This is a genomic window from Asticcacaulis sp. MM231 (genome assembly GCF_964186625.1).
In the GTDB taxonomy this organism is placed as follows: domain Bacteria; phylum Pseudomonadota; class Alphaproteobacteria; order Caulobacterales; family Caulobacteraceae; genus Asticcacaulis.
This window is the reverse complement of sequence record NZ_OZ075108.1, coordinates 687085-714071: the sequence shown is the minus strand read 5'-3', so window position 1 is coordinate 714071 and position 26987 is coordinate 687085. Positions and strand designations below refer to the sequence as shown.

The following is a 26987-nucleotide window of genomic DNA, read 5'->3' as shown; positions in this document are numbered from 1 at the left end:
AGCCGCATATCTTGGCCAATACGCTCGACCTGTCCGTCAAATCCGCCGCCGCACCTTCGCTGGTGAACATCACCGGCCTGACGCGCGCCGGACTGGCCAAGGCCCTGTTCGAATCCGGCGTGGTCGAAGAGCGCAAGGCCAAGATGCGCGCCACGCAGGTCTGGCGCTGGATGCACCATTACGGCTTCACCGATTTCGACCTGATGACGGACATCGCCAAAGAGCAGCGCGCGCTTTTCAAGGAAAAGTTCACTCTGGCGCGTCCCGAAATCTCTGAAAAGCAGGTAAGCCAGGACGGCACCCGTAAATACCTGATCCGCATGGCGCCGGGCATCGAGGTCGAGGCCGTCTATATCCCTGACGTCGGCCGTTCGGGCGCGCTCTGTGTGTCGTCGCAGGTCGGCTGTACGCTCAACTGCACCTTCTGCCACACCGGCACGCAAAAGCTGGTGCGCAACCTGACCGCGGCGGAAATCGTCGCGCAGGTGCAGGTGGTACGCGATGATCTCGGCGAATGGCCGTCGCCCAAGGAAGACCGCAAGCTCTCCAACATCGTCTTCATGGGCATGGGCGAGCCGCTCTATAATCTCGACAACGTGGCCGACGCCATCGACATCATTTCCGACGGCGAGGGCATCGCCATTTCGCGCCGCCGCATCACGGTTTCGACCTCGGGCGTGGTGCCGGAACTGGAAGCACTCGGCACCCGCACCCAGGCCATGCTGGCCATCTCGCTGCACGCCACCAACGATCCATTGCGCGATGTGCTCGTGCCGCTCAACAAGAAGTACAATATCGAGCAACTGATCGAAGGCATCCGCAACTATCCGGGCCTGTCCAATGCCCGTCGCGTCACCTTCGAATACGTCATGCTGAAGGACGTCAACGACAGCCCCAACGAGGCGCGCGCCCTGATCAGGCTGCTGAAGGGGATTCCGGCCAAGATCAACCTGATCCCGTTCAATCCCTGGCCCGGCACCGATTATCAGTGCTCGGACTGGCGCGCCATCGAGTTGTTTGCCTCTATCCTCAATAAGGCCGGCTACGCCTCACCGATCCGCACCCCGCGCGGCCGTGATATTCTGGCCGCCTGCGGTCAGCTCAAGTCCGAGAGCGAAAAGAAGCGCGCCTCAACCGTGCGCCGCGAACAGCGTGAAGAAACTGCTTCAAATCAGGACAACGCGCCGGCCGAAGTGTCCCTGCCCTTCGCCCATCTTGCCGGTGGCATGTTCGACTAAGCGCTTGCCATATCTGGATAATTGCGCCGTCATATAAATTTTATCCACAGCCGCGCCGTTGGACTTGATCTTGCAGGAAACTTACCCCTAAAGTGCGCTGGGCCGTTGCGATTGCAACGGGGCGCTGGATGAGCGTTTAGGGGACCAAGCATGACGCCGGATAGTTTTAACTTCAATTTTCTGTCGCCCGATGTGCTGCGACCGGAGATCCAGGCCTTCGCCACCGGCTTCCCGATCACGCTCGTTCATGCCGGCGTTACCCTGCTGCTGCTGCTGATCGGCGCCACGGTCTATTCGCTGCTGACCCCCTACAAGGAAATCAACCAGATCCGCGAGGGCAATTCGGCCGCCGCCGTCGCCTTTGGCGGCGTTATCATCGGCCTCGCCATTCCGCTGGCGGCTTCGATGGCGGCCTCCACCTCCTTGCGCGAAATCGTGTTGTGGGGCGGCGCCACCATCGTGCTGCAACTGTTCGTCTTCCGCTTCGTCGATTTTCTGCTGACCGGCCTGCCGGCGCGCATCAATGAAGGCGAGGTCTCGGCCGCCGTACTTCTGGTCTCCGCCAAGCTCGCCGCCGCCCTCGTCCTTGCCGCCGCCGTCGCCGCGTAAATTCCCATGAAACTGGACTGGCTCCTTTATGCAGCGACCATCACGGCCCTCGTGGTCGTGACCGGCAGGTGGCACGAGGAATTGAACGCGCCGCCCGCGCCGCCGCCGCCTGGCATCGGCGAAATGTCGCTGTTCGCCAGTTTCACGCCGTTTGCCGTCTCGTCGATCATCAACCTGCCGGTCGATGACCAGAAGATCATGACAGGGACGGCCTTCGCCATCTCGAAAAACGGCGAATGGATCGTGGCGAAGGAAAGCGTCGGCGCCTGCACGCACCCCTTTCTCAACATTGGCGGCAACCTCGCCGTACCGTTCAAAACGCGCGAAGTGCCGAGTTATGGCGGATACCTCATCGCCATCACCGAAGGCGCCGGACGACCGCTGTCCTTGATCGATCCGGCCAATGTCAAGCCAGGGATGCGCGCCTTCATGCCGGGCTATCCCGGTGGTCAGGTCGGCGAAGCCACCGGTCGCCTCATCGGCCGCACGGTCATCGAGCGCTCCAAGCGCGGCCGCCCCAATGAGCCGGTGCTGGCCTGGGCCAAGGCCGGCCAGACCGAAGAACTGAAAAGCGACCTCAACCAACTGGTCGGTGGACCGGCCATCGACGACGCCTCGCATGTCGTCGGCATCACCATCAAGGAAAAGCCGCGCCGCGGACGCATCTATACGGCCGTGCCCGAAACCGTGGCAGCACTTGCCGCCACCACCGCGCGCGCGCCGGATTTCGACGCCGAGGCCACGATCACCAAGCGCAATTACGGTATTGTTTCCGATACCCTGCGACGCGAATACCGCGTAGCGCAGGTCGGCTGCATCATATCGTAATGCTGTCGGATTTGGGCTGATCGCATGCTACGCCTTACAGATGAACGACAATCCTCTTGATCCCGAACACCTCGCGCATCTGGCCGAATGCGATCCGCGTCTGAAACCGCTGACCGAGTTTTTCGCGCACCTGCAACACCGCAAGCGCCCCGGCGGTTTTCCGGCTTTGCTGGGTCTGATCGTCGAGCAACAGTTGTCAGTCAAGGCGGCGGACACCATTTTTGGGCGCGTCAAAGACGGCCTTGTCGAGATCACACCACGGTCTTTTCTCGCGCATGACGAGGACGCCTTACGCGGTTACGGTCTTTCGCGGCCCAAGATTACCTACGCCCGCGCCCTGGCCGAAGCCTTTCACACCGGCGGCTTTGATACGGATACCCTGCAAGACCTGAGCATCGAGGACGCCGCGCAGCGACTGGTAGCGCTCAAGGGCATCGGCCGCTGGACCGCCGAAGTCTATCTTATGTTTTCGGAAGGCCGCCTCGATCTGTTCCCAGTTGGTGACGTGGCCCTGCGTGAAGCCGTGGGCTGGCTAGACGGTCTGCCGGAGCGCCCGAACGAAGCCTATTGCGCCGAACGCGCTGTCGTCTGGTCGCCCTACCGCACCATCGCCGCCCACCTGCTCTGGGGCTGGTATGGCGCGGTCAAGCGTGGTGAGATATCGCGTGAGCTATAGATTCGAAGGAAAACTGTGGCGCTGGACTGGCGAAGCGCCCGCCTCGTGGATTTTCATCACCCTGCCCGCCGAGGTCGCTTTTGCCATCAAGTGCGCCAGCGAGAACCGCCGCGCCTGGGGGTCGGTGGCCGTTCAGGCACGCATCGGCGTCACCGCATGGCGCACATCACTGTTCCCCGATAAAGCGTCAGGCGGTTATCTTCTGCCGGTCAAGGCGGCGGTACGCAAGGCGGAAACCCTCGGTGAAGGCGATGTCACCGAGGTCGAGTTGTCCCTCTAACCGATAGGCTTGATCTTGTTGTCCGGTGTGACTTCCACATCCGGCGTCAAGGCATGGCTATTGGCATCTTTCGGAGCGTCGAACCTGTGGTCCTTTTCCGGATGGAAATATTCCTTGTCCTCACCCGCCTGGTTCAATTCATTGGGCGAAAAGACCAGCTTGCCTTCCCGATGCTGTGGCTTGTCGCGGTCGGGAACATCGCTGCCGACATGGGGCTTATCCGCCGGCAGGTTGTTTTCCGTCGAGGTCGTGGCCTTCGGATCATGTTCCGCCGGAGGTGTCTTGAAGGTATCGGGCATCATGGCGCGTCTCCTTATTTTGGAGACCACCCTAGACCGAACCCTGTAAGAACGGCGTTCCGAAAGCTATGAGCGCCTGTAAGGGCCGCGTAAGGCTATCCGTTCAGACCCTTGGCACCTTCGATCAGATCGGCCACCACCGACGGATCGGCCAGGGTCGAGATATCACCCAGTTGATCCGGCTGGCCTTCGGCAATCTTGCGCAGGATTCGGCGCATGATCTTGCCGGAGCGCGTTTTCGGCAGGCCGGGCGCCCACTGGATGACATCCGGCGAGGCCAGTGGTCCGATTTCCGAACGCACATGATCACGCAGCTCTTTTTTCAGGTCGTCGCTTGGCGCCAGTCCCTGCTTCAGCGTGACATAGCACCAGATGCCCTGCCCCTTGATGTCGTGCGGATAGCCGACCACGGCGGCTTCGGTTACGCCGGAGTGGCCGACCAGCGCGCTTTCGATCTCGGCCGTGCCTAAGCGGTGACCAGAGACATTGAGCACGTCATCGACGCGGCCGGTGATCCAGTAATAGCCGTCTTCGTCGCGGCGACAACCGTCGCCGGTGAAATACTTGCCGGGATAGGTGGAGAAGTAGGTATCGAGGAAGCGCTGATGATCGCCATAGACGCTGCGCATCTGGCCGGGCCAGCTATCGGCGATGCAAAGATTGCCTTCAATGGCGCCTTCCAGCACCCGGCCTTCGGCATCGACCAGGACCGGCACAACGCCGGGCAAGGCCTTGGTGGCTGAACCGGGCTTGAGCGGCGTGGCGCCCGGCACCGGCGTGATCAGGTGGCCGCCGGTTTCGGTCTGCCACCAGGTATCGACGATCGGGCAATTGCCATTGCCGACAACGCGGTGATACCACAGCCAGGCTTCCGGATTGATCGGCTCGCCGACCGTGCCCAATACACGCAAGGATGCGCGCGAAGTCGCCTTTACGGGCTCATCGCCATGACGCATCAGGGCGCGGATGGCGGTCGGCGCCGTGTAGAAGATATTGACCTGGTGTTTGTCGACCACCTGCCAGAAGCGCGAATTGTCCGGATAATTCGGCACGCCCTCGAACATCAAAGAGGTGCCGCCATTGGCCAGAGGGCCGTACACGACATAGGAGTGGCCGGTCACCCAGCCGATATCGGCGGTGCACCAGTAGATATCGCCGTCCTGATAATCGAAGGCCGTCTTGTGGGTATAGGCCGCCCAGGCAAGGTAACCGCCGGTGGTATGGAGCACGCCCTTGGGCTTGCCGGTCGAACCAGAGGTATAGAGGATGAATAAAGGGTCTTCGGCGTTCATGGGTTCGGGCGCGCATTCGTCGGAAAGGCCTTCCAGCGCCTCGGCCACGCTGACATCGCGGCCGCCATGCGTGAGGTAATGGGCGTTGGTGTGCTCGACCACCAAAACGGTCTGGACATTGGGGCATTGCAGCAAGGCCAGATCGACATTGGCCTTGAGCGGGATGACCTTGCCGCCGCGCAGGCCTTCATTGGCGGTGACGACGACGTCGGACTGGCAGTCCTGGATGCGGCTGGCGATGCTGTCCGGGGAGAAGCCGCCAAAAACGATATTGTGCACGGCGCCGATGCGCGTGCAGGCCAGCATGAAATAGGCCGCTTCCGGCACCATCGGCAGGTAAAGTGTGACGCGATCACCCTTTTTCACGCCGTACTTTTTCAGCAGGTTGGCGCGTTTGTTGACCTCTTTGGCGAGTTGGTTGTACGTCACCGAATACGAAACCGAGGGATCATCGCCTTCGAAGATCAGCGCTACCTGCTCACCGCGTGTGGCCAGGTGACGATCGATGCAGTTGACCGAGACGTTGAGCACGCCATCGTAAAACCAGCGGATACGAAAATCTTCGCGGTTGAACGAAACGTCTTTTACCTGACTATAGGGCTGGATCCACGCCAGGGCGTCACCGAGCGTTCGCCAGTGTGCGTCCGGATCCCTGGCGAAAAGCGCGTGCTGCGCCGCCAGGCCATCAGCGGTCAGGGTTTTCGGGCGGATAAAATCGGCGGGGACGCGAAAAAACGTGTCGCTCATCTGGCAGTTCCTCAAGGTCTTTTTTACTTGTGGCGGACCTTAAGGAAGGGGAACCGGCAAGTCTATAAGACCAATCATAAATTTCTGATTCGAACGGGCGTTTAGCGCTAATCCACGGACTATTGGCGCGTATTGCGACACGCCGCCTTGCTCTTTCCACGCCGAGGCGCCTATGCTTGTTGCATCTGATATTTGCGGAGTTTCCCCATGCTTCTGGCCAAGTCTACCTGGTGCGAGATCGATGAGCGCCTGAAAAGCTCGCGCACCGTCATCATTCCCATCGGCTCCAACGAGCAGCATGGGCCCATGGGCCTGCTCGGCACCGACTGGATGTGTCCGGAAATCATCTCTCATGCGGCCGAAAAGCAGGGCAATATTCTGATCGCTCCCACCTTCAATATCGGCATGGCGCAACACCATCTGGGTTTTGCCGGCACCATATCCCTGCGCCCCACCACCTTCATGTCGGCCATCGAAGACTGGGTGGATTTGCTGGCCCGCCACGGTTTCGACCGGATCTATTTCCTCAATGGCCATGGCGGCAATGTCGCCACCATCGAGGCGACCTTTTCCCAAATCTATTCCCACTATTCCTATTCCGGCAATCCGTGCCCGTTCATTCTGAAACTGCGCAACTGGTGGGATTTGCCAGGGGTCTTACGCCTGTGCGCCAAGCTCTATCCCAAGGGGCACGGCAGCCACGCCACCCCTTCGGAAATCGCCGTGACCTTTGCCGCCTATCCGGATTTCGTCAGGTCAGCCCCCATGGAACCACAGATTGCCCCCGATGGCCCGATCCGTGATGCGCTCGATTACCGCGCCCGCTTTGCGGATGGCCGGATCGGTTCGGATTCGGCCCTGGCCACCATCGAGCAGGGCCAGCAGATCATCGCCGCCGCCGTCACCGCCCTTATCGACGATGTGGCAAAGTTCGACGCCGAGTAAAAAAGCCGTCCGGTCTGAAAGACACCGGACGGCTTTAAACTACAAAGAAAAGACGCCTATTCTATTCGGTGTAGTTGCTTTCAATCGACGCCATGATGGCAGCCGGGCGCACCAGCTTCGAAATTTCGACCTTGCCATCAACGACGCGGGCCGCGCCATCCACAGCATAGGCGCCCTTGTCGTTGATATAGTTGTAGGTGAAGTTGGCGGTCAGTACGCCCTTGGTGACTTCGCAATCCTGCACCTTGATCAGACGCTTGTGTTGCGCGGGGACCTTGTCACGGATTTGCGAGGCGACGGCATCGGCGATGCTCTGGCCAGCAGCGGCTTCGGTCTTTTGTTCACAGCCAGCAAAAGCCTGCGCGGCGGTCAGGGAAAGCGCCAGGGTCAGGCCGGTGATGAGAAGGGGAGTCTTGAAGGACATAGGACACACTCACAGTTTGAGACAAAGCTCCATCTGGAACGATGGTAGCGCTCACATAGTGACTCACAATGACAGCGCTGTCAGCATGAAATATTGCATTGCAACATTTTGTGATTGTATACGATTTCTGGTGTCTTTTACGCCCGTTCGGACTTCAACGGGCGCGACAACAGAGCGTCGATAGCGGTGGCGACGCACATATCGCCGCTCAGCACCGCGTTGACCGCTTCGCAGATCGGCAGTTCCGTTGCGAACTTGCGGCCAAGATCGACCACAGCCGGCGCGGACTGTACGCCTTCAGCAACCGATACTTTGCCGGCAAGGGCCTCTTCGAGCGTCTGCCCCTGCCCCAGCGCCAGCCCTACGCTCATATTGCGCGATTGCGGCGACGAGCAGGTCAGGACTAGATCGCCCAATCCGCACAGGCCCGACATGGTTTCGAAACGCGCCCCCAGCGCCATGGCCATGCGCGACATCTCGGCGAAACCGCGTGTGATCAGGGCGGCGTGGGCGTTACGGCCCAGCCCCTTGCCTTCGGCGATGCCGCAGGCGATGGCGATGACGTTCTTGATGGCACCACCGGCTTCGGCGCCGATCAGGTCGGTCGATTGATAGGGACGGAAGGTCGGACCGGCGAGCGTTGCGGCTATGCGCGCGCCCAGGGCTGCGTCAGCGCAGGCGATGGTAACCGCCGACGGCAGGCCTTGCGCCACTTCGCGGGCGAAGTTCGGACCGGCCAGCACACCGGCGACGGCTTCGGGCAGGACGGCTTCCAGAACCTCGGTCATCAGGCAGTCGGTGCCGCGTTCGACCCCCTTGGCGCACAGGACGATCGGCAGTCCGGCGCGGACAAAGGGTTTGAAGGTGGTGAGCGTGGCGCGCATATGCTGCGCCGGTGGCACGGCCAGGATCAGGTCGCACTCGGCCAGATCGGCCAGATCGGTGGTGGCGGTGATATCGGCGGAGAGCGTCACACCGCCGAGATAGAGGCTGTTTTCGCGGCTCGTATTGACCGAGGCGACCACCTCGGCTTCGCGGGCGTGCAGCAGAACCTGATTGCCGCCGAGCGTCGAGACCTGCGCCAGAGCCGTGCCCCAGGCACCGGCGCCGATCACGCCGACCTTTTTAAATGTCTGAAACGTCACGCTTTCGCTCCCTTGCGGCCGGAATATTTATGGATCGGCGCGTTGGCGGCGCTGACCTCATCGAGTGGCCAGCGTGGCCGCGCGATCGTGCTCATGCCCGAGGCTGTATCGGGGAGCGCACCTTTGCCCAGCTTTTGATAATGTTCAAGACCCGCCAGGGCGATCATGGCTGCATTATCGGTGCAGTATTTCAGCGGCGGCGCTTTCAGTGTGAAACCGTGCTTTTGCGCGGTGACCGTCAGGGCCGTGCGCAGCGCCTGATTGGCCGCCACGCCGCCGGCCACCACGAAGGCGGGATCGGCAACGTCGTTCTGTTCGCGGAAAAGCTTCATGGCGCGCTCGGAACGCTCGACCAGTTGGCGGGCGATGGCCGCCTGCACACCCGCGCACAGATCGGCGCGGTCCTGCTCGGTCTTGACGTGCTCGTAGGCGATCATGGCCGCGGCGGTCTTGAGCCCCGAAAAGGAAAAATCACAGTCCTTGCGACCCAGCAGGGCGCGCGGCAGGGTGAAGCGCGTGGCGTCGCCGGTTTTCGCGCAGGCCTCAAGCGCCGGCCCGCCGGGATAGCCGAGCCCCAGCACCTTGGCGATCTTGTCAAAGGCCTCGCCGGCGGCGTCATCGATCGTGGTGCCGAGGCGTTCATAGTCGCCGACGCCCTTGACGCTCAGAAGCTGGCAATGGCCGCCGGAGATCAGCAGCAGCAGGAAGGGAAACGCGACATCTTCGGTCAGGCGGGCGGAGAGCGCATGACCTTCGAGGTGGTTGATGCCGATGAGCGGCAAACCGCGAGCCAGGGCGAACCCCTTAGCGAACGACAGCCCGACGATAACGCCGCCGATCAGACCGGGGCCGGAAGTGGCGGCCACCAGATCAAGCGGCGGATGGCCGGCGTCTTCCAGCGCCTGACGGGCGAGATCATCGATGGTTTCGACATGGCTGCGCGCGGCGATTTCGGGCACCACACCGCCATAGGCCTTGTGCTGCATCACCTGCGAGTGGATCACTGACGACAGAACATGCGTACCCGCGTCATCACGGCGCACCACCGCCACGGCGGTTTCGTCGCAACTCGATTCGATACCCAATACGGTTATGTCTGGTGTCATGGTGGCTCTTAACACCCCGTCATATAGTCGCACGTCAAGTGTTTTGCATTGAATGGCGGCGATAAAGTGGTAGGAACCGCTTATGAGCAAACTGAAAATAGGTACACGCGGATCAAAACTGGCCCTGACCCAGTGCGGTTGGGTGCAAAGACAGATCGTCGCCGCGATGGGCGATGACCCGGCAAGAGCCGATGAGGTCGCCCCGCTGGTCATCATTTCCACCGCCGGAGACCGCATCCAGGATCGCCGCCTGATAGAAGCCGGCGGCAAGCAACTCTTCACCAAGGAGATCGAGGACGCCCTTTTGCGCGGCGACATCGATCTGGCCGTGCACTCGCTGAAGGATATGCCGGCGGCCGAGATTCCCGGCCTGTCGCTGGGCGCCATCCCCGTGCGCGAAGACCCGCGCGACGCCTTCCTGAGCCCCAAATATGCCAGTCTCGCCGACCTGCCGCACGGCGCGAAGCTCGGCACGGCCAGTCTGCGCCGACAGGCGCAAGCGCTGAACCAGCGCCCCGATCTTGACATCGTCATGGTGCGCGGCAATGTCGATACGCGCCTGAAAAAGCTCGAAGACGGCCTGTGCGACGCCCTGTTGCTGGCGTCTGCCGGTCTGAACCGGCTCGGTTTGTCGCACCACATCAAGTCCTATATCGACGCCGATCTTTACGCCTCAGCCCCCGGCCAGGGCGCGCTGGCCATCCAGTGCCGCACCGAAGATCTGGACAAGCCGTGGCTGCTGGCCCTGCACCACGAAGAGACCTACCTGCGTATTCACGCCGAGCGCGGCGCACTGGAAGCGCTCGAAGCCTCGTGCCGCACGGCGGTCGGGGCCTATGCCACGATCAGCGGCGACGAGATGCACCTGTTCGTCGAGGCCCTCAGTGCCGATGGCAAGACACGCTGGCAAAGGCGCGACACCCTGAAACACCCGACCAGCCAGACCGCACGTGACCTGGGCCTGCGCCTCGGCGAAGAGATCAAGGCCGAAGCTGGCCCCGACCTCATTCAGATTGGCGGCTGAAGTGACAAAATCAGCCACGCCACTCGTTTGGGTTACCCGCACGCCAGAGGGGGCCCGACGAACGGCCCGCGCCATCGAGGCCAAAGGCTTTGCCACCTTTGTGGCGCCTGTGCTCAAGATCCAGCCGCTCAGGCCGATCATCGATCCGCACAGTTTCGATGCTCTGATCATCACCAGCCGCAATGGCCTCAATGCCTTTAGCGCGCTATGCAGCCGCCGCGCGCTTACCGTCTGGTGCGTCGGCGAATCCACCGCCGATGCCGCCCGCGAAAAGAAGTTCCAGCGCGTAATCTCGGCCGGCGGCAATGTCCATACCCTGACCGACCGTATCCGTGGCGAGGCCGACAAGCGGACACGCCTGCTCTATGCCGCGCCACGCGAACCGGCATCGGCCATGAGCGAAACCCTGCAAGCCGAAGGCTTCCGGATCAGCGAAGTCGCGGTCTATGAGACGCAATACGTCTTGCCGCGGTTTACGCCCGCCGATCTGGAGCGCATGCGCTATATTCTGGTCCAATCACCCAAGGCCGGCCGCGCCATCGCCGAGGCGCTAATTGCCTATCACGATAAACTTTGCTTCCCCAAGATCACCTTTATCTGTATTTCTGAAGCGGCATGGCAGGGTGTGGAGCGCGGCTTGCGCGACAGTGCTGCACCGGAGATCAGGGAGGCGCTTGAAGCGGGCCTGAACCGGCGCATCGCCGCCACACCGACCGAAGCTGCCATGCTGGATGTGATGACAGACGTAACGTAGGGCAGATCATGAGCGAACCACTTGATTCCACACTCTCAGGTGAAACTCTCGACCAGGAGTTTGCAGCGCAAGAGGCGCATCGCAAGGACGCCGCGAAAATGACGCGCGTGTTCCTGCTGTTCGCGGCACCGCTGGTGATCATGATCGCCATCGTCATAGCGGCGGTTGCGTTCAAGATGTCTCAAGATTCCAGAGCGATCGTGGCAACAGCGGAGCCCGCCGCCAGCGCCCCGGCTGTGGCGGCCTCCGATCCGCAGAAAGACGCCCAGATCGCGGCCCTGCAAGGCCAGCTTCATCCCGCTGAGGCCACGGCGCCAGCTCAACCGCTCTATACCGCCGATCCGACCGCCCTCTCCCAGCTTTCAGCGCGTCTCGATCGCGTCGAGGCCAACCAGCAGGCGCTGGCCAAGGCGGCGGCCTCGGCCTTTGCCGCCCGCACCCTGCAACAGGCCGCCCGCACCGAACAGCCCTTCCTGTCGGAACTGGCCGTGGTCGAAGCCGGCATCGATGATCCAAGCCTGGTGACGGCCTTGCGTCCCTATGCCGAAAAGGGCGTGCCAAGCGAAGTCACCTTGGCGGTCAAATTTCCCGCCGTGGCGGCCCGCGCCAACAGCGCCGTTCAGGCCGATGACGGCAAGGACGACCTCTTCAGCCAACTGAGACATGCGCTAGGCGGCTTTATCTCCATCCGCCGCACGGATGACATCAACGGACAAGGGGCTGACGCCATTCTGCAACGCGCCGAAATCCGGCTGAACAACGGCGACCTCAAGGGCGCCGTCGCCTATCTCAACACCCTGTCGCCAGCCGCTCAAAAAGCGCTTTCGCCGTGGATCGATCAGGCCCGCGCCCGTGTGCTGGTCGATGACACCACGCGCCATATCTCGGAAAGCGCGCTCAATCGCCTGAGCCAGACGACGGCGACCGATACCCCCTTGCGCAACGGAGGCGTGCTTTGATCCGTTCGTTTCTGATCCTGCTCGGCATCACCACGCTGGTGGCCCTGACGATCGCCGGCATTTCCGATGCCGGCACGGCCAGCCTGAACTGGCTCAGCTACCGCGTCGACACCTCGGCAGCGGCGGCCATCATCATCATCAGCGTGCTGGCCTTCTGCGCCGTCACCTTCTGGAATATCGCCCTATGGCTGTCGCGTTCGCCGCAACGCGCCGAGCGCGCCCGTGCCGCCACCCGCCGCAAACAGGGTGACGAAACCCTGACCCGCGGTTTCCTGAGCGTGGCCAGCGGTGATGGCAATGAAGCCCGCCGTCACGCCGCCAAGGCGCTCGATCTGTGTGACAATATCGTGCTGGTGCGAATTTTAAGCGCCATGGCCGCCGAGGAAGCCGGTGATGACGTAGCCACAAAAACCGCCTACAGCGCCATGCTCAATGTGCCCGAACTCAAACTGGCCGGTCTCAAAGGCCTTATGCAACTGGCAAAAAGTCAGGGCGAAAAAGCCGAGGCCGTCAAGCTCGCCACCGAGGCCTATAACCAGCCCCGCCCGACCATGTGGGCCTTCGAGACCCTGTTCGAGGCCCGTCTTGAGGCCGGTGAATGGGCGGAGGCGCTCGACCTGATAGAAAGCGCGCTGAACCGCAAGCTGATCTCGCCGATCTTCTCCGAACGCGCCAAGGCCTCGCTGATGGCCGCGTCCGCTGCCCGCCTCGAAGCCTCAGAAGACGCCACCGTGCGCGATCAGGCGCTCGATTACGCCCAACGCGCCGCCAAGTTGCAGCCCGGCTTTACCCCCGCCGCGCTGATCGCCGCCCGCCTTTTGACCCGCGCCAAGAAGCTTGGCCGCGCCGAGGATGTACTGGAAGCCGCCTGGGGTGCCCATCCGCACCCGGCCATCTGGCTGACCTACCGCGATCTGGTGTCGAGCGAGACGCCGAAGGAGCGCGCCCGCCGCCTGATCGGGCTGGTCGACCGCAATCCGAAACACCGCGAAAGCCGTATCCTCCAACTCGAACGCGCCTTGCTTAATGCCGCCCGCCCCGAGATCACCGCTGCCATAACGGCCCTGGCCGAAGACGCGACCGAGGATAAGCTGACCAAGCGTATCGCCGGCCTTATGGCGCGTGGTGCGCAGGCCCTGGGCGACATGGACTCAGCCCGCACCTGGGTGGCGCAGGCCGCCATGGCCAAGGGTGAACCCGAATGGTCGGATATTGATGCCGAAGGCAAGGCTTTCGCCTACAGCGCTTCTGACTGGAGCGACCTCATCCTGACCTATGCCCGTAACGCCACCCTCGCCCATCCGCGTTATGAACGCGGTGAAAAGGGCCTGGCGGAAGTGCCGGATATGGCGTCGCGCTATGTGCCGTCGATGCCGTTTATACGCGCTGCGCAAAAGCCGGCTGCCGGCAAGGTCAATCCTGTACCGCAGCCCGATGATCCCGGCGGTTTCGATGCCGCTATCAGCGGGCAGGATCTGGATGTAATTGAAGCTGCGCCCGCCAAGCCCGTCCGCACCCGCCGAACCGCGCCCAAGGCAAGGAAATAGCCGGCTCCCCCGAGCGAGCCGGCACCAGACAAGCTTACCCGGAAGCTTACATAGATGAGGCGCGGCGCAAGAAGCCCTCAACGACGTCCTTCATTTGATCGGCCTGGGTAGACAGGCTCCTGGAAGCTTCGTTGACGGCGCTGGAGACATGACCTGTCTCTTCGGCTGCGGTGTTGAGCCCCTCGATCGTCGAAGACGCTTCACCTGCGCCATGCAGGGCGGAGGCCAGGCTTACGGTAATCTCCTGGGTCGCCAGCACCTGCTGGCGCACGGATTCCGAAGTATTCTCGGCGATACCCTGCATTTGAAGAATGACGTCGGCGATAGCGCTGATTTCATGGGTCGTATGATCGGCCGCCTGACGTACTTCATTGATGCGTGCGCGAATTTCGCCTGTCGCCTTTGAGGTCTGATCCGCCAGTCCCTTTACCTCGTGGGCAACAACCGCGAACCCCTTGCCAGCATCGCCGGCGCGCGCCGCTTCAATGGTTGCGTTAAGGGCCAGAAGATTGGTCTGGCTGGCCACAGATGAGATCAGGTCCACAATCTCATTAATACGGCTGACGGCCGAGGTCAGTTGGGCCACAGAATTCTGGGTAATCTCAGCCCGTTCCGTCGCGTCGCGGGCCACATTGGCCGAGGCCGTCGCCTGACGATCGACCTCAGCGATGGTTGCGCCTAATTCTTCCGATGCCGCGGCCACCGTGCTCATGGAATCCCGCACACCAAAGATGGAGTTGACGGCCGAATGCGCACGGGTCGTATTATCAGCGGAGGTGGTGGTCAGAATAGAGGCGCTTTGCTCAAGATGGCTGGAAGCTTTCTCAACGCTTCGGATAAGACCAGAAAAATCGGTGTTGAACTGCGAAATAAGCGCTTCCATCTGGCTAGCGCGCTCCAGGCGTGTCTTGGCCCCCTCTTCCTGTTCTGCACTCAGGGCCCGGCTTTTTTGCGTTACGTCCTTGAAGACGCTGAGGGCTTCTACGACCTGGCCTAGCTCGTCATGACGGACCAGACTTTCCGTCTCAACCGTCATATCACCTTCGGCCAGCCGATGCGTGGCCACAGCGATCGTCTGAATGGATTTCGCGGTGGAGCGGCCAATCAGCAGGCTGAATGCGGCCGCACAGAGAGCGGCAATAACAGAAATGGCGATCACAACCATGGTCTGGCTGCGTGCCGAACTGACACTCAAGGCCGCCAAAGCCTTGGCTTTTTGATTGGTGGCCTGAATTATGTTTTCGACGATGGCATCGGTCTTTGCTTCCGACATCTTATAAGGTTCAATGAAAGACTTCGCGGCCTCCATATCTATCCCAAGCATGGAGGAAATCAAATCTACCGAATCTCTTTGCGTCCCGATTTCCGTCACTAGGGCCTGCAGATTTTTTTTATCCTCGGCATCCACCGTCGATGCGGCCCGCTGTTTGACCTCATCCTGAAGATGCTTCAGATTGTTGCTGACCTTGGCGGCGGCTTCTATGCTGGACATGGGGTCACTCGTCGCCAGGATGCTGTAGAGATCACGAGCGTCACCACGCAGTTCGGAACGGACGTGTCCTAGAAAGACTGCGTTTTGCAGGGCCCCCTTGACAACCGTTTCCATCCGCTTGGTCTGCGTGGTCAACGCAACACTGGCGCTTATAGCCAGCGCGACAATCAACACGACCGAAACCGCGCCCGGCGCCAGAAATTTCAGTATAAACGGCCAGCCTGACGGCTTCAAAATATCAAACGAAGCTATGGCTTTTCCTGGCTTGAACATTTTGTATTTCCCTAACACTGAACGAGAGCCTCCCCGGCGCAGCGATATAATTTGATTGTGATGTGTTAACTGGATCATCGATTCAAGATGGCTCTAAAAGCCGTATGAAGTGCGGTATCCTCCGACATGAACCAGATTTTAAGCCTCACCTGTGATCGGGTTTGAAAACAGATGAGGCTCAGGATAAGTGCATATGTTCAGATCTTCAGTAACGCGCTTTAAGAGTCAGATAGGTGCGCGATTCAATGCGATAGAGGCTGAACTGCTTGGTCTTATTGTTGGTCAGGTCCTGACCGGCCAGTTCCATGGTCAGTTTCGGATTGATCTTGTAAGCTACACGTGCGCCCGTGGAGACATACGAAGGCACATGATCGAGCAGGTAACCTGTGCCGACATAGTAGAGTTGGTCACTTTCGCTGACGCTGTGCGCGAACAGGCCGAAATCCCATGCGCCGGTCGCATATCTCACCTGACCGACAACTATGCCTTTTGACGTGCCTGGTTCGTAAGCGCCCGGCTGCGTATAAACAATTCCGTTTGTCGTGTTATCGAGCTTATCGTCGACGCTTTGGTAGATATAGCCAAGTTTCCAGTCGAGGTGATCGCCTGTCTTTCCCGTAATTTCAGCTTCAAAACCCGACGAGGAACTATCGCCAAAATTCGTCGTCAGGCCGGGGTTAAAGCCCTTTACGTCGGTGAACTTTTCCGTAAAGGCACTTAGGCGTACATTGCCCCTGACAGCATCAATATGATGGCTGTAGCTTACCTCGGCATTGCTGACGAACATGGGTTTTTCCGTCACATTTGCACTTAGATCGATCAGAGAAGGCGCCGATACACCTCGGGCTGCCGAAAAACGCCATGTATCCTTGTCGGTTGCCTTATAGACCACAGTGCTATTGAAACCCGTCGCGTCATAACGCTTACCGATATACTGATAGGACTGATGAACCGTGTCGTAACGAATGGCATTCGTCCAGTTCAGGGCATCTGAAACCTGCCACGACCACATGGCGCTGCCGCTCGTGATCTGGATCTTCGCCGTCTCAAAAGCACCAGTTGCATGGTTGTCACGATGCTCAACGGCCAGGCGCACCGTATGATTTGCGCCGATCTTTAAAAGATCTTCCGCCTGAGCAACAACCACCTCGTTACCAAATATGAAACGGTTTGGCGCGTGGAGGGTATTCCAGAAGTGATTACTGTAGACGTTGGCCTTAACGAGACCGAACTTGGTCTCGGAGATCACACTTCCGCGCAGGCTCTTGGTATTGCCGTTAGAGACTTCCGAAGCAAAGAATGGTGTTTCGCTCATGCGGGACATGTCTGAATAGGTCGCTTCCAGTTCCAACTGCGTCTTCGGAGTTAGTTGAATAATACCGTCCGCTGAAAAACTGTTGCGGCGCGGGCTGGAAGGAATACCTGGCACCGCAGCGTTGGCGTCCGAAAACTCATCCGCCGTATAGGTTCCGCCCGATAAGCGTATGCCGACCTTGCTGCCGAGCTTGAACGTCGTCACCAGCGACACCTCCCCCAGTGACTGCGAGCCGCCACGGACGGCAACAGCATTGGTCTTATCGTTGAGAGGCGAATAGGTAATGATATTGACGACGCCAGAAACGGCGTTGAAGCCGAACAGAGCCGTATTCGGTCCCTTGACGACTTCGATTTGCCGAATTTCCGCCAGTTCCACCGGCAGGGCGTCCCAGTAAGTGAAGCCATAGTGATCCAGATAGACCTGACGGCCATTGATGAGGACCAGCAATTTGCCGCTCATGGGCTGGTTGTAACCGCGCACATTGACGTCGACGCCGCCCATGGATGAGCGACGTACGTCCATGCCCGTCACCTGAGCCAATATATCGGGGATCGTGCGGGCGCCTGACCGGTCAATATCCTCGGCCGTAATGATTTCTATATTGGCGGAAGCCTGGGCGGCACGCTGAGGTGAGCCGGTCGCCGATGTCGTGACGGGCTCGTTGAATAGGGACTCCAATGAGCCGTAATCAATGGATTGCGCTGAGGCGTGTACCGCCGCCAGCATTAAGGGCAGGGCCGCTGTGGCCGCGCAAAGGGATTGGGTGAACTTACGCATGGTACGCTTCTCCTGAAGGCCTCTTCAGCCTAGATTTCCTTGATCATCATTTTGAAGGCGGGCTTGAACGAAGCCCCGATGGCGGCGGCTGAAGCCGAGTTGACGACAATTTCAACCTTCGGCGTGGCGGCTACGCCCATGACGCAGGCGCCAGACTTAACGCAGGCCATGTCAGAACTGATGCTCAAGGTCTTCTTGCTTTTGGCGGCGGCGCCGACAGCCGCGTAATTGACGCCGTGGGTGAGATAAAAGGCGCCCACACCACTCGTGCCGGCCACTGATCCGACATCAACAGCCTTGCCGACCACAGTGACCGCACCGACAGCCATACCTGCCCCTAAGGCTGCCATGACCTCATCTTTTTCGGCCACCGACGCCGGTTTTGAAGGATCAAAGACGACAGCGAATGTCACCCGACCCGTAGGACCATTATCCAGAAATGTCAGGGTGCGCCCGGCCACCTGAACTTCGCGCGCCCCGTCGGCATTAGCCGTCAGCGGCATCACCAGAATGGCGCATGCCAAAGCGATCCGCCCGGCATATCGTAATAAACTCATACTCATGTAAGCCTCACAAATCAGTAACTGCACCAGTGATCAATAAACTTGGCTGGTCACGGTTATGTCGCAAGACTTACCGGCAAGTTAATGAAAATCACGTATGAGTAGAACTGCATGGAGAGATTGGCGCATCAAAAGTATGCAAAAAGGACTAACCCGGACATTGCAGATCTATTTCAAGCCCTGCCGCGTCAACCAACTCATTTATAAAAGAATTTTATAGGTAATAGATTTGAAAAACGGCGGTAATATTTGGTTTGACACCGTTATAACTTTGTTAAGTTTTTTTCGAGCTTTTTTGAAAAATACTTTTAATTCAGATCTTTAAAAAAGCGACTTCGTAAAACGGACAATAAATACGTATGGGTTGCAAAATATTGCAAAATTTCCACGCAGGCAGTCACATACCGTGAGTTGTAGCGGTGGCATTAAGATTGCGTCAGACGGTCGCGCGTGAAGCGTCTGACATGTGCAGGGTAATATGAGAAGCAGCGTTTGAGCTGTTTGGTGGCAACAGGTCACCATCAAAAAAATATATTGAAATCGAGCCTGTCAACGCGTTTGAATGCATTCTGCGGCAAAAAAGATACACAGAATGCTGAAGTATGGGCGGCAAGGCTCCCCCTCACCTTACCTCGACAACTATAAAAACGTGCTTTAAACCTTGCCGGCAGCCTTATCAGCATGCGAACCGACGCGATCGGTGCGACGACGCGACGGACGCTGGCCCTGCATCGAGCGGCGCAGCGACAGCATGACCAACGGCGCCATAACAAGCGCCACGCCCAGCGCGTCCGCCAGCCAGTCGGCGATATTGCCATCACGGCCCACCATGGCCTGAACCACCTCGACCAGACCACCAAGCGCCAAACAGGCAAGGGCCACATCCCACTTGCGGATCTTCGGCAGCGCCAGCAGAGCCACTACTGTCAGGGCATAAAAGGCCAGCGCATGGGCTTCCTTGTCGGTGAAGCCGACCTTTTGTTCCAGGCCGCTGAAAGGTCCAAAGACCAGAACGCCTATGGTTACGGTCAGAACCACAAGGCAGGTGCGGACCATGAAGGTCATGTTACGGGCGCGGGACAAGGCGAAACTCCATCTGTTCAGGGTGTCATCTTACAGACGGGATGCGAAAACACGGTGAAGAGACGTGGTTAAAAAAGAATTTTACTTGCGCGCCTGTTTGGGGCGCGTAGTCTCTTTCGAAACACGTTCGGAGCCTTTCATGATCAAGCGCTTTCTCGTGAGCGGCACCGCCGCTCTGTTCCTGATGGGGGCCGCCCCCATCACCCAACAGGGCAGCTCCACGCAAGCCTCGCCGCAGGAGGTGCTCGACGCAGCCCCCGCCAGTGCCTGGACCGATGTGCAGCCCGACGATCTGGTGATCATGACCCTGGCCGACGGATCCAGGGTCAGCTATCAGCTTGCCAGCGCATTCGCGCCCGAGCACGTCGCCAATATCCGCCAGCTAGTGCGTTCGAGGTATTTTGACGGCGCCTCGATCATCCGCGTGCAGGACGCCTATGTCGTGCAATGGGGCCGTGCCGATGACGACAAGACCGAGGCCAAGGGCATCAACGCTACCCCGCCGGCCGAATATGAATTCGCAGCGCCCGGCGCCTTCAAGACCCTACCCAACCGCGACGCCTATGCCGAGAAGGTCGGGCACATCAAGTCATGGCCGGTGGCCAGTGACGGCAAGACGAACTGGCTGATCCATTGTTACGGCATGATCGGCGTGGCACGTGACGTAGCGCCCGATACAGGTTCCGGTACACAGCTCTATACAGTGATCGGCCATGCACCGCGTCATCTCGATCGCAACCTCGCCGTGGTCGGGCGGGTGGTCGGGGGCATGGAATTCCTCACCAACCGCGCGCGCGGTACAGAAGAGCTTGGCTTCTACAAGGACGACAGCCAGCGTATAAAGATCGTCTCAACGAAAATGGCCTCTGACCTGCCCACTGCGGAGCGGCCAGCTTATCAGGTTCTGGATAGCGATAGCCAGAGCTTCTCGGCGTGGGTCAGGGCGCGCGCCAACCGTTCGGGTGCGTTTTTTGTCCATTCGGCGGGCGCGGTCGATATCTGCAACGCTCAGGCGCCAATCCGCCTGAAACCCATGTGACCGTATACTAACTGATTATACACATAACGATGCTACCTTGAGCTGTCATAAGCCGCATCAGGCGGTGCAGGGACTTCGGAGTTTCCGAAGCACGGTAGAGCGTTGTTGTTGAAAATATCGTCTTTAAAGATTGGCCATTTTAAATCTGCGGCCACGGCGCTGTTCGCATTGTTTCGCGTGCCGACCGACAATATGGAACTGGCGCGCGCGCAATATAGCGCCTTCACCAAACAAATCCCGCTGCTTTATGTCCTCCTCTCTATCAATACAATCGCCGTGGCCTTTACCTATGCCCGTCTGGCGCCGCCATGGCTCGGCATCTACATGCCCGCCCTGCTCTTCGCGCTTTGCGTGGCGCGGTTGGTGCATTGGGCACGACAAGCCAGGACCGAACTGGACGATGACAATGTGCTGCATCAATTGCGCCGCACCAACAAGCTGGCCATCATCATCGCCGCGGGCTTCACGGCCTGGGCCCTTAGTCTATATGGCTATGGCGATACCTATGCACACGCACACGTTTCCTTCTACATGGCGGTTACCGTCATCGGCTGCATCTTCTGCCTGATGCACCTGCGCTCCGCCGCGATTTCGGTAACGCTGGTCGTTAACATACCCTATATCGCCTTTTTCCTCATGCAGCCGCAAATCAGCCTGAAGGCCATGGCGCTTAATCTCACCTTTGTCTGTGCCGCCATGATCACCGTACTAATGATCTATTCGCGTGACTTTGCCCGGCTGGTGGCGTCTCGCAACGAAACGCACCGCCTCAGCGATGAAAACTTCCGTATTGCCAATCTCGACAGCCTGACCCAACTGGCCAACCGCCGCCTGTTCTTCGCGGAGCTTGAGCGGCAATACGCCGGCGCTTTGATCGATGGTCGCGGCTTTGCGGTCGGCATCATCGACCTCGATGGCTTCAAACCCATTAACGACACCTACGGCCACACCACCGGCGACCGCGTACTGGTGGAAGCAGCGCAGCGCATTCAACAGGCCTGCGCTGACGACCTCATCCTGGCCCGGCTTGGCGGCGATGAGTTCGGCTTTATCGCCAGCCGCAATCCCGCACCGGAGGACCTGAAGGCGCTTTCTGACAGCATCAGCAACCAGCTCCGCCTGCCCTTCAGCATCGGCAGTTCGAGCGTGCAGCTCGGTTGCTCAATCGGCGTCGCCTTTTATCCGCAATCGGCCGATACGCCTGACGTGCTTTTTGAACGCGCCGACTATGCCCTTTACCATGCCAAGCGTCATCATCGCGGCGATATGGTCGTGTTTTCGGAGGAACATGAAGAAGAGATACGCAGTCACGGCATCATCGAACGCACCCTGCAAAACGCTGATCTCGACGCCGAACTGTCCATGATTTACCAGCCGATAATCGATACGACGACGGGCGAGACGATTGCGTTTGAGGCCCTGGCACGCTGGCATAGCCCAACGCTTGGCTTTGTCGGCCCGGATCAGTTTATCCCCTTGGCTGAACGCGCCGGCCTGATCCGTCGCGTGACCCGCACCCTGCTGAAAAAGGCGCTGGCGGCGCTGAAGACATGGCCGGCTGATATGCGCATGTCGTTCAATCTGTCGGCGCACGATCTGTCCGACTCCGAGAGCGTCGTTCAGATCATCGCCCTGATCAATCGTTCCGGTATCAACCCCAAACGCCTCGATTTCGAAATCACCGAGACCTCGGTGTCGCATGATTTCGCCCAGGCGCGCGCCGCCGTTACCACCTTCAAGGCACTGGGCGTCGGGATTTCGCTCGATGACTTCGGCACCGGCTATTCGTCGCTGAGCCACGTCCACAGCCTGCCGCTCGACAAGATCAAGGTCGATCGCAGCTTCGTCACCGACATCAACACCAATCCGGTCAGCCTCAAGATCGTCAAATCTCTGACAGCCCTGTGTGCTGACATGGGCCTGGAGTGCATCATCGAAGGCGTCGAGACCGAGGCGCAACTGGCCACCTTGATGGAACTCGGCTGCCGCAAGGTGCAGGGCTATTACTTCGCCCGTCCGATGCCGGAATGCGATGTCCTGCCCTATCTCGATCTGGCGACGGCGAAGCGCGCCTGAAATCTGCATCTTCACGCGCCTTGACTTGATCGCCAAAGCGCAAGATCGGTCGAGCGTGTTATAGGCTTGTACGGCTAGATGGTTCCGCCACGGAGACAAGACGATGACGGCGGTGCTTCAAAACTACCATGCCCGGATGCAACGGGTGCTGGACTACATAGACCAGCATCTTGACGGTGATCTGGACCTGGAAAGCTTGAGCGGAGTCGCAGCCTTCTCAAAGTTCCATTTTCACCGGCAGTTCACCTCAACCTTCGGGTTGTCCGTGCATCGCTATGTCCAGCTTGCCCGCATGAAACGCGCTTCGCATCAGTTGGCTAACATAGACGGCCAAAGCATCACGGATATAGCGATGGATGCCGGTTACGATGCCCCGGACGCCTTCGCCCGCGCCTTTCGGCAAAGGTTCAGGCAATCGCCATCGTCCTTCCGGAAATCGCCCGACTGGGCGCCGTGGCTTTCGGCCTTCGGGCCTCTCGACAACGCCAGGAGCAAGCTTATGCCGATCACCTATGACCACAACGACGTCCTGATCCGGGATGTTGCCCCCACGCCGGTAGCGATTATGGAGCATCGCGGTGACCGGGCCACACTCGAAGAGACCATCCAGCGGTTCATTGCCTGGCGCAAGGCCTCCGGCTTGTCACCCGAAACGAGCCCGACCTTCAACGTTTTCCGTTCGGAGAGAACCCCCGCGAACCCGGCCGATTACAGCATGGATCTGTGTGTCGGGACGAATTTGCCGATCGACCCTGACGACGATATCATGCAAGCGGGCGTGATACCCGGTGGACGCTGCGCAGTATTGCGCGTCGTGCAAAATACCCACAACCTGGAGCCAGCCGCGCTTTATCTTTATCGCGACTGGCTGCCCGCCAGCGGCGAAGAGGCGCGTGACTTTCCGATCTATTGTCAGCGGCACTTCTCATTCGCTCCGGACAGATCGACGCATGATGTGGTCGTTGAACTGTTTCTGCCGCTGAAATAGCGCGCTACATCTTTAGCGCGGCAGGGTGCTGCTCAGCGCCGAATTTTTCCCGCAGTTCTGTCTTCAGGATCTTGCCCGTCGCGCTGTGGGGAATCTCATCCACCACGATGAAATCCTCCGGAATCCACCATCGCGCCACGAACGGCTCGATGGTGGCGCGCAACTCAGGCCCGGTGATCGTCTTGCCGGGATGCAGGGCCAGAATATAGCGCGGGCGTTCGCTCCACTTGGCATCCGCGCGGGCAATGACGGCGGCCTCACGCACGCTCGGATGCTGCAGCGCCAGGTTTTCCAGTTCGATAGAGCTGATCCACTCGCCGCCGGTCTTGATGACGTCCTTAACGCGATCGACAATGCTCATGAATCCATCCGGATCAATGGTCGAAATATCGCCGGTGCGGAACCAGCCGTCCTTAGTGAACTGGCTGTCGTCATCGAGATTGTAATAGGCCGAGATCACCCATGGTCCGCGCACCTCAAGCTCGCCGCGCGCCTTGCCATCCCATGGCAGCGCCCTGCCCTCGGCATCGGTGATGCGCATTTCGATGCCGTAGGGGCTGCGGCCCTGCTTGAGCATCAGCCCCATACGCGCCTCTTCACTCAAAGTTTCGTGGCGCGCGTCGAGCACGCTCACCGAACCGAGCGGCGAGGTTTCGGTCATGCCCCAGCCCTGAATGGCCAGCGCCTTGTGGGCGGCGAAGCGCTCAATCAGGGTCTGCGGACAGGCGGCCCCGCCGACCACAACTCGGCGCATCGGCGCCACCGACTGCTGGTGTTCATCGCAAAAATTGAGCAGGTTCATCCAGATGGTCGGCACCCCGGCCGAAACGGTGACACCCTCACCGCGGATGACCTCCAGCAGGCCGGCACCATCGAGACGTGGCCCCGGCAAGACCAGCCGCGCGCCCACGAGCGGCGCCGCATAGGGCACGCACCAGGCGTTGACGTGGAACATCGGCACCACCGGCAGGACGGTCTCGTTCTGCCCAAAGCCAAACATGCCGGGCTGATTGATCGCCAGAGCGTGCAGCACGGTCGAGCGGTGGGTATAGAGCACACCTTTCGGATGGCCGGTCGTGCCCGAGGTGTAGCAAAGCCCCGAAGCCGTCTTCTCGTCAAACGGCTCCCATTCATGCAACGGTGATTCCGGCGCGATCAGGTCTTCGTAGCACAGGGCGCGATGCAGGATATTGCCCGGCATCTGCTCGCGGCTGCCCATCACCACCACGCCCTTGACCGAAGGCAGGTTGATGATCATGGCCTCGACCAGCGACGCAAAACAGGGATCGGTGAAGATGTACTGATCCTGCGCATCGTTGATGATGAACTCGATCTGTTCCCTGAACAGGCGCGGATTGACCGTGTGGCACACCATGCCGGCGCCGGGCACACCGTAATAGAGTTCGAAATGGCGGTAGTTGTTCCACGCCAGGGTGGCTACGCGATCACCGGGCTTAAGCCCCAGCGTCTTCAGCGCATTGGCCAGCTTGCGCGTGCGCACCGCCGCCTCGGCATAGGTGTAACGATGCAGGCTGTGGTCTTCGTTGCGCGACACGATCTCCGTGTTCGGATGATATCTCGACGCATAATCAAGGATGGAGGGGATGAGCAAAGGCGCATCCATCATCAGACCCAGCATGGCACGTTTCCCTTAATCTGTAATTTGCGCGGGTTGGCCCCACTTTACGTGAAGGTTAACCTGAAGAGGTCGCCTTGGGAAACAAAATCTTGCGCCTCACCTTGCGGAAACTATTCGACCGACTTTGAAGAACGAAGTTATACTTTTCCCGCATGAAGACATGCCCGCCAAGAAACAACCGTTCAAGTTGTTGAAATTTCAATGATTATTTCCCCTGAAAGGGGCATCCGCTAAGAGCTTGTTAACCGCAATGCATATACAAAAAAGCGTCTCACAAGGCTTATGTCTTCGCAAATACAGGGGCAAATGTCCCAAGGAACCAGGGATCATGTTTTTCTCCAAACAGGCCGCTAGCGAAACTAAAGGTATTGTCGCTGCGCTCAGCGCTTCACAGGCTGTCATCGAGTTTACGCCCAAGGGCGAAATTCTGACCGCCAATGCGAACTTCCTGGAGACTATGGGTTATCGGCTCGATGAGATCGTGGGCAAGTCACACAGTCTGTTCTGCGACAAATCCTACGCCGCCAGCGACGACTATCGTCGCTTCTGGAGCGATCTCAGCGAAGGCCGCTTCCAGTCCAATGTGTTCAAGCGCTTCGGTAATGCCGGCAAGGTTGTCTGGTTGCAGGCCACCTATAATCCGGTCCGCGATATGACCGGCCGTGTCATCAAGGTGGTCAAGTTTGCCTCGGATATCACCGCGGCGAAGATGAACGAGATCGACCAGCGCGGTAAGATCGACGCCCTGCAACGCTCGCAGGCGGTCATCGAATTCACGCCGCAGGGTGAGGTCATCACCGCCAATGACAATTTCCTCAGTGTGCTGGGCTACCGTATCGACGAGATCAGGGGCCGTCCCCACAGCCAGTTCTGCGAACCGGCCTATGTCGCCTCCGCCGACTATCGCCGTTTCTGGGACGACCTGCGCGCAGGCAAGTTCCAGGCGGCGGAGTATAAGCGCCTCGGCAAGGGTGGCCGCGAAGTTTATATCCAGGCCACCTACAACCCGATCCTCGATGATACCGGCACCGTTGTGAAGGTGGTCAAGTTCGCCATCGACACCACCGAGGCGGTGCGCAAGCGCATGCGCAACGAGACTCTCGGCAACACCATCAACAGCGACCTCGGCGACGTGATGACGCAGATGACCGAGGCGACGCAGATGACGTCATCGGCCACCACCGCCTCATCGGAAACCGGCGCGATCATCAATTCGGTGGCTGCCGCCTCGGAAGAGTTGAGCCAGAGTGTGCGCGAAATTTCCAACAGCATGGGCAATGCGCGCAACAGTGTACAGGGCGTGTTCCGCCATGCTGAAAATGCAAATCACTCGGCCGCTTCGCTCGACAAATCGGCGGCGGCGATGAACAACATCGTCACCCTGATCCAGAATATCGCCGGCCAGATAAACCTGCTGGCGCTCAACGCTACCATCGAATCCGCCCGCGCTGGTGAGGCCGGCAAGGGCTTCGCGGTCGTCGCTTCGGAAGTGAAAAATCTAGCCAATCAGGCCGCGGCCTCGACCAAGACCATTGCCGCCGAGATCGCCACCATGCAGTCGGTTACCGGCGAAGTGGTCGATGCGCTCACCCTGATCTCGACCTCGATGAACGATGTGCTCGATAACGTCACCTCGGTGGCCGGCGCCATCGAGCAACAGGACATGGTAACGAGTGAAATTACCGCAAACATGCAGTCGGCGGTTTCAGCGATCAGCCAGATCAATGACAGCCTTGGCCATATCAATCACACCTTCCAAAATGTCGCCGAAGCGTCCGAAAAGGTGAAGGCGGACGTCGAGGTTCTCGTCGCCTAAAATTCTTAGTAAGAGATGCCTCGCAACAGCTCGGGCGCGTGGTCACGCTT

General features: G+C 59.6%; 24 protein-coding genes. 14 read left to right on the top strand and 10 right to left on the bottom strand.

What is annotated here, in order from left to right:
* Positions 1 to 11 precede the first annotated feature (11 nt).
* The 5 genes from rlmN (at position 12) to ABQ278_RS03335 (ending at position 3631) form a co-directional block, all read left to right on the top strand.
* Positions 12 to 1238: a 23S rRNA (adenine(2503)-C(2))-methyltransferase RlmN gene (gene rlmN / locus ABQ278_RS03355; protein WP_349321204.1), complete on the top strand. Its 1227-nt coding sequence runs from the start codon at positions 12 to 14 to the stop codon at positions 1236 to 1238.
* Between the two features lie 150 nt (positions 1239 to 1388).
* Positions 1389 to 1847, top strand: coding sequence for a DUF350 domain-containing protein (locus tag ABQ278_RS03350; protein ID WP_018081391.1), 459 nt, complete (start codon positions 1389 to 1391; stop codon positions 1845 to 1847).
* A 6-nt stretch (positions 1848 to 1853) separates the two neighbouring features.
* Complete coding sequence (locus ABQ278_RS03345) at positions 1854 to 2675, top strand: peptidase (protein WP_349321203.1); 822 nt, start codon at positions 1854 to 1856, stop codon at positions 2673 to 2675.
* A 40-nt stretch (positions 2676 to 2715) separates the two neighbouring features.
* The gene (locus ABQ278_RS03340) at positions 2716 to 3351 is read left to right on the top strand and encodes a DNA-3-methyladenine glycosylase 2 family protein (RefSeq protein WP_349321202.1); all 636 of its coding nucleotides are present in this window, start codon (positions 2716 to 2718) and stop codon (positions 3349 to 3351) included.
* Entirely contained in the window at positions 3341 to 3631 is a 291-nt protein-coding gene (locus ABQ278_RS03335; protein ID WP_349321201.1) for a DUF1905 domain-containing protein, read from the top strand. Before ABQ278_RS03340 ends, ABQ278_RS03335 begins: the two co-directional genes overlap by 11 nt.
* On the opposite strand, the gene ABQ278_RS03330 is transcribed toward ABQ278_RS03335, so the two are convergent.
* Both ABQ278_RS03330 and acs read right to left on the bottom strand, forming a co-directional pair.
* Positions 3628 to 3933 carry a hypothetical protein gene (locus ABQ278_RS03330; RefSeq protein WP_349321200.1) on the bottom strand — a complete coding sequence of 102 codons (306 nt, stop codon included), beginning with the start codon at positions 3931 to 3933 and terminating at the stop codon, positions 3628 to 3630. The genes ABQ278_RS03335 and ABQ278_RS03330 overlap by 4 nt on opposite strands.
* A gap of 92 nt (positions 3934 to 4025) precedes the next feature.
* On the bottom strand, positions 4026 to 5969 hold the full coding sequence (acs, locus tag ABQ278_RS03325) for an acetate--CoA ligase (RefSeq protein WP_349321199.1): 1944 nt from the start codon (positions 5967 to 5969) through the stop codon (positions 4026 to 4028).
* A gap of 207 nt (positions 5970 to 6176) precedes the next feature.
* Here acs and ABQ278_RS03320 point away from each other — a divergent pair, with 207 nt between their 5' ends.
* Positions 6177 to 6914 carry a creatininase family protein gene (locus ABQ278_RS03320; RefSeq protein ID WP_349321198.1) on the top strand — a complete coding sequence of 246 codons (738 nt, stop codon included), beginning with the start codon at positions 6177 to 6179 and terminating at the stop codon, positions 6912 to 6914.
* A 61-nt stretch (positions 6915 to 6975) separates the two neighbouring features.
* Here the strand turns inward: ABQ278_RS03320 and ABQ278_RS03315 are convergent, their stop codons facing one another.
* From ABQ278_RS03315 to tsaD, 3 genes are all read right to left on the bottom strand, one after another.
* Positions 6976 to 7338, bottom strand: coding sequence for a hypothetical protein (locus ABQ278_RS03315; protein WP_349321197.1), 363 nt, complete (start codon positions 7336 to 7338; stop codon positions 6976 to 6978).
* Between the two features lie 137 nt (positions 7339 to 7475).
* Positions 7476 to 8483 (bottom strand): NAD(P)H-dependent glycerol-3-phosphate dehydrogenase, encoded by a 1008-nt coding sequence (locus ABQ278_RS03310; RefSeq protein WP_349321196.1) that lies wholly within the window; start codon positions 8481 to 8483, stop codon positions 7476 to 7478.
* Positions 8480 to 9589: a tRNA (adenosine(37)-N6)-threonylcarbamoyltransferase complex transferase subunit TsaD gene (tsaD, locus tag ABQ278_RS03305; RefSeq protein ID WP_349321195.1), complete on the bottom strand. Its 1110-nt coding sequence runs from the start codon at positions 9587 to 9589 to the stop codon at positions 8480 to 8482. Before tsaD ends, ABQ278_RS03310 begins: the two co-directional genes overlap by 4 nt.
* 82 nt (positions 9590 to 9671) lie before the next feature.
* Here tsaD and hemC point away from each other — a divergent pair, with 82 nt between their 5' ends.
* Genes hemC through ABQ278_RS03285 form a run of 4 tightly spaced genes read left to right on the top strand, consistent with a single transcriptional unit; the run spans position 9672 to position 13873 of the window.
* Positions 9672 to 10613 (top strand): hydroxymethylbilane synthase, encoded by a 942-nt coding sequence (gene hemC / locus ABQ278_RS03300; protein WP_349321194.1) that lies wholly within the window; start codon positions 9672 to 9674, stop codon positions 10611 to 10613.
* A 1-nt stretch (position 10614) separates the two neighbouring features.
* A complete protein-coding gene (locus tag ABQ278_RS03295; protein ID WP_349321193.1) occupies positions 10615 to 11367 on the top strand; it encodes a uroporphyrinogen-III synthase in 753 nt (250 codons plus the stop codon).
* An 8-nt stretch (positions 11368 to 11375) separates the two neighbouring features.
* Positions 11376 to 12326 (top strand): mitofilin family membrane protein, encoded by a 951-nt coding sequence (locus ABQ278_RS03290; protein WP_349321192.1) that lies wholly within the window; start codon positions 11376 to 11378, stop codon positions 12324 to 12326.
* On the top strand, positions 12323 to 13873 hold the full coding sequence (locus tag ABQ278_RS03285; protein ID WP_349321191.1) for a heme biosynthesis HemY N-terminal domain-containing protein: 1551 nt from the start codon (positions 12323 to 12325) through the stop codon (positions 13871 to 13873). The genes ABQ278_RS03290 and ABQ278_RS03285 overlap by 4 nt, the downstream gene beginning before the upstream one ends.
* A 46-nt stretch (positions 13874 to 13919) precedes the next feature.
* Here ABQ278_RS03285 and ABQ278_RS03280 read toward each other — a convergent pair whose 3' ends face one another.
* The 4 genes from ABQ278_RS03280 to ABQ278_RS03265 form a co-directional block, all read right to left on the bottom strand.
* Positions 13920 to 15638 (bottom strand): methyl-accepting chemotaxis protein, encoded by a 1719-nt coding sequence (locus ABQ278_RS03280; protein ID WP_349321190.1) that lies wholly within the window; start codon positions 15636 to 15638, stop codon positions 13920 to 13922.
* Between the two features lie 205 nt (positions 15639 to 15843).
* Positions 15844 to 17733 (bottom strand): TonB-dependent receptor domain-containing protein, encoded by a 1890-nt coding sequence (locus tag ABQ278_RS03275; protein WP_349321189.1) that lies wholly within the window; start codon positions 17731 to 17733, stop codon positions 15844 to 15846.
* Between the two features lie 29 nt (positions 17734 to 17762).
* Positions 17763 to 18296, bottom strand: coding sequence for a hypothetical protein (locus tag ABQ278_RS03270; RefSeq protein WP_349321188.1), 534 nt, complete (start codon positions 18294 to 18296; stop codon positions 17763 to 17765).
* Positions 18297 to 18950: 654 nt separating this feature from the next.
* On the bottom strand, positions 18951 to 19379 hold the full coding sequence (locus ABQ278_RS03265; RefSeq protein ID WP_349321187.1) for a VanZ family protein: 429 nt from the start codon (positions 19377 to 19379) through the stop codon (positions 18951 to 18953).
* Positions 19380 to 19518: 139 nt separating this feature from the next.
* On the opposite strand from ABQ278_RS03265, the gene ABQ278_RS03260 reads away from it, so the two are divergent.
* The 3 genes from ABQ278_RS03260 (at position 19519) to ABQ278_RS03250 (ending at position 23482) form a co-directional block, all read left to right on the top strand.
* Positions 19519 to 20418, top strand: coding sequence for a peptidylprolyl isomerase (locus ABQ278_RS03260; RefSeq protein WP_349321186.1), 900 nt, complete (start codon positions 19519 to 19521; stop codon positions 20416 to 20418).
* Between the two features lie 108 nt (positions 20419 to 20526).
* Positions 20527 to 22494, top strand: a complete 1968-nt coding sequence (locus tag ABQ278_RS03255; protein WP_349321185.1) for an EAL domain-containing protein — start codon at positions 20527 to 20529, stop codon at positions 22492 to 22494.
* Positions 22495 to 22597: 103 nt separating this feature from the next.
* On the top strand, positions 22598 to 23482 hold the full coding sequence (locus tag ABQ278_RS03250) for an AraC family transcriptional regulator (protein WP_349321184.1): 885 nt from the start codon (positions 22598 to 22600) through the stop codon (positions 23480 to 23482).
* Positions 23483 to 23486: 4 nt separating this feature from the next.
* On the opposite strand, the gene ABQ278_RS03245 is transcribed toward ABQ278_RS03250, so the two are convergent.
* Complete coding sequence (locus ABQ278_RS03245; protein ID WP_349321183.1) at positions 23487 to 25121, bottom strand: long-chain fatty acid--CoA ligase; 1635 nt, start codon at positions 25119 to 25121, stop codon at positions 23487 to 23489.
* Between the two features lie 328 nt (positions 25122 to 25449).
* Here ABQ278_RS03245 and ABQ278_RS03240 point away from each other — a divergent pair, with 328 nt between their 5' ends.
* Positions 25450 to 26937 (top strand): PAS domain-containing methyl-accepting chemotaxis protein, encoded by a 1488-nt coding sequence (locus ABQ278_RS03240; RefSeq protein WP_349321182.1) that lies wholly within the window; start codon positions 25450 to 25452, stop codon positions 26935 to 26937.
* Positions 26938 to 26987 lie beyond the last annotated feature (50 nt).

Bases quoted from the DNA above. Each gene is read 5' to 3' on its own strand.
- ABQ278_RS03350 (WP_018081391.1), top strand. From the start codon at position 1,389: ATGACGCCGGATAGTTTTAACTTCAATTTTCTGTCGCCCGATGTGCTG.
- ABQ278_RS03345 (WP_349321203.1), top strand. From the start codon at position 1,854: ATGAAACTGGACTGGCTCCTTTATGCAGCGACCATCACGGCCCTCGTG.
- ABQ278_RS03340 (WP_349321202.1), top strand. From the start codon at position 2,716: ATGAACGACAATCCTCTTGATCCCGAACACCTCGCGCATCTGGCCGAA.
- ABQ278_RS03330 (WP_349321200.1), bottom strand. From the start codon at position 3,933: ATGATGCCCGATACCTTCAAGACACCTCCGGCGGAACATGATCCGAAG.
- acs (WP_349321199.1), bottom strand. From the start codon at position 5,969: ATGAGCGACACGTTTTTTCGCGTCCCCGCCGATTTTATCCGCCCGAAA.
- ABQ278_RS03320 (WP_349321198.1), top strand. From the start codon at position 6,177: ATGCTTCTGGCCAAGTCTACCTGGTGCGAGATCGATGAGCGCCTGAAA.
- ABQ278_RS03315 (WP_349321197.1), bottom strand. From the start codon at position 7,338: ATGTCCTTCAAGACTCCCCTTCTCATCACCGGCCTGACCCTGGCGCTT.
- tsaD (WP_349321195.1), bottom strand. From the start codon at position 9,589: ATGACACCAGACATAACCGTATTGGGTATCGAATCGAGTTGCGACGAA.
- hemC (WP_349321194.1), top strand. From the start codon at position 9,672: ATGAGCAAACTGAAAATAGGTACACGCGGATCAAAACTGGCCCTGACC.
- ABQ278_RS03290 (WP_349321192.1), top strand. From the start codon at position 11,376: ATGAGCGAACCACTTGATTCCACACTCTCAGGTGAAACTCTCGACCAG.
- ABQ278_RS03280 (WP_349321190.1), bottom strand. From the start codon at position 15,638: ATGTTCAAGCCAGGAAAAGCCATAGCTTCGTTTGATATTTTGAAGCCG.
- ABQ278_RS03275 (WP_349321189.1), bottom strand. From the start codon at position 17,733: ATGCGTAAGTTCACCCAATCCCTTTGCGCGGCCACAGCGGCCCTGCCC.
- ABQ278_RS03270 (WP_349321188.1), bottom strand. From the start codon at position 18,296: ATGAGTATGAGTTTATTACGATATGCCGGGCGGATCGCTTTGGCATGC.
- ABQ278_RS03260 (WP_349321186.1), top strand. From the start codon at position 19,519: ATGATCAAGCGCTTTCTCGTGAGCGGCACCGCCGCTCTGTTCCTGATG.
- ABQ278_RS03250 (WP_349321184.1), top strand. From the start codon at position 22,598: ATGACGGCGGTGCTTCAAAACTACCATGCCCGGATGCAACGGGTGCTG.
- ABQ278_RS03245 (WP_349321183.1), bottom strand. From the start codon at position 25,121: ATGCTGGGTCTGATGATGGATGCGCCTTTGCTCATCCCCTCCATCCTT.
- ABQ278_RS03240 (WP_349321182.1), top strand. From the start codon at position 25,450: ATGTTTTTCTCCAAACAGGCCGCTAGCGAAACTAAAGGTATTGTCGCT.